Source organism: Neisseria sp. P0021.S005, assembly GCF_051956955.1.
Genome location: NZ_JBQCWY010000475.1, coordinates 1 through 2,341 on the forward strand (window position 1 = coordinate 1; position 2,341 = coordinate 2,341).

1 protein-coding gene is annotated in these 2,341 nt (G+C 54.5%); it reads left to right on the forward strand.

Annotated features, from left to right (window positions below):
* Positions 1 to 18 precede the first annotated feature (18 nt).
* Positions 19 to 2,280 (forward strand): NADH-quinone oxidoreductase subunit NuoG, encoded by a 2,262-nt coding sequence (nuoG, locus tag ACTHUE_RS15765; protein ID WP_150540565.1) that lies wholly within the window; start codon positions 19 to 21, stop codon positions 2,278 to 2,280.
* The last annotated feature ends 61 nt before the right edge of the window (positions 2,281 to 2,341 follow it).

The following is a 2,341-nucleotide window of genomic DNA, read 5'->3' on the forward strand; positions in this document are numbered from 1 at the left end:
CGTAACTAGGAACGAACCATGTTACAAATCGAAATCGACGGCAAACAGGTATCTGTGGAGCAGGGCGCGACGGTGATTGAAGCCGCGCACAAGCTCGGTACTTATATCCCGCATTTCTGTTACCACAAAAAACTTTCCATCGCCGCCAACTGCCGTATGTGTTTGGTGGACGTGGAAAAAGCCCCCAAACCCCTGCCCGCCTGTGCCACGCCGGTTACAGACGGCATGATTGTGCGTACGCATTCGGCAAAAGCCCGAGAGGCGCAAGAAGGCGTGATGGAGTTCCTGCTCATCAACCATCCGCTTGATTGTCCGACCTGCGACCAAGGCGGCGAATGCCAGTTGCAGGATTTGGCGATGGGCTACGGCAAAACCACCAGCCGTTATACCGAAGAAAAACGTTCCGTCGTCGGCAAGGATATGGGTCCTTTGGTTTCCGCCGAGGAAATGAGCCGTTGTATCCACTGTACCCGTTGCGTTCGTTTCACTGAAGAAATCGCCGGCGTGCAAGAAATCGCTATGGCCAACCGCGGCGAATACTCCGAAATTATGCCTTTTATCGGCAAAGCAGTGGAAACCGAATTGTCAGGCAACGTCATCGATTTGTGTCCTGTCGGCGCATTGACCAGCAAACCGTTCCGCTTCAACGCGCGTACTTGGGAATTGAACCGCCGCAAATCCGTTTCCGCCCATGACGCTTTGGGCAGCAATCTGATTGTACAAACCAAAGACCATACCGTCCGCCGCGTGTTGCCGCTGGAAAACGAAGCCATCAACGAATGCTGGCTGTCTGACCGCGACCGTTTCGCCTACGAAGGCCTGTATCACGAAAGCCGTCTGAAAAACCCGAAAATCAAACAGGGCGGCGAGTGGATGGACGTGGATTGGAAAACCGCGTTGGAATATGTCCGCAGCGCGATTGAATGTATCGCCAAAGACGGCAACCAAAACCAAGTCGGCATTTGGGCGAACCCGATGAATACGGTTGAAGAGCTGTATCTGGCCAAAAAACTTGCCGACGGCTTGGGTGTTAAAAACTTTGCCACCCGTTTGCGCCAACAAGACAAACGTCTTTCAGACGGCCTTAAAGGTGCGCAATGGTTGGGACAAAGCATTGAATCTTTGGCTGACAACGATGCCGTATTGGTAGTCGGCGCGAACTTGCGCAAAGAACAGCCGCTCCTGACCGCCCGCCTGCGCCGCGCCGCCAAAGACCGTATGGCCTTGAGCGTATTGGCCAGCAGTAAAGAAGAATTGTTTATGCCGCTTCTGTCTCAAGAAGCTGCACATCCCGATGAGTGGGCAGGCCGTCTGAAAAACCTGTCTGCCAATGCGGAACACGCCGTTACCGCCAGCCTGAAAAATGCTGAAAAAGCAGCGGTGATTTTGGGTGCGGAAGTGCAAAACCATCCCGATTACGCCGCCATTTATGCTGCCGCGCAAGAGCTGGCAGACGCGACCGGCGCAGTGCTGGGTATTTTGCCGCAAGCTGCCAACAGCGTTGGTGCGGATGTTTTGGGCGTGAACTCCGGCGAGAGCGTTGCCGAAATGGCAAATGCGCCGAAACAGGCAGTCTTGTTGCTCAACGTCGAGCCTGAAATCGATACGGCGGACGGCGCAAAAGCCGTAGCCGCGTTGAAACAGGCGAAAAGTGTGATGGCGTTTACACCGTTTGTCAGCGAAATGCTGTTGGACGTGTGCGACGTATTGTTGCCGATTGCGCCGTTTACCGAAACATCAGGCAGCTTCATCAATATGGAAGGCCGTCTGCAATCTTTCCACGGCGTGGTACAAGGCTTCGGCGATTCGCGTCCGATGTGGAAAGTGTTGCGCGTATTGGGCAACCTGTTTGACCTGAAAGGTTTTGAATATCACGATACCGCTGCGATTCTGAAAGATGCGCTGGATGCAGAAAGTCTGCCGTCCAAACTGGATAACTGCAGCACATGGACAGGGGAGGGCGTTCAGACGGCCTCAGACCGTCTCGTCCGTGTCGGCGGCGTCGGTATTTATCACACTGATCCTATCGTGCGCCGTTCCGCACCGTTGCAAGAAACCAGCCATGCCGCCGTGCCTGCCGCGCGTGTAAATCCAAACACATTGGCACGCTTGGGCCTGCAAGACGGACAAACTGTTGTTGCCAAACAAAACGGCGCAAGCGTATCGGTTGCCGTCAAAGCTGATGCCGGTTTGCCTGAAAACGTGGTGCATCTGCCGCTGCATACCGAAAATGCCGCGCTGGGTGCGTTGATGGACACTATTGAACTGGCGGGAGCTTGATCATGCAAGAATGGTTCCAAAACCTCTTTGCCGCAACGCTCGGTCTGGGCGATTTGGGTAT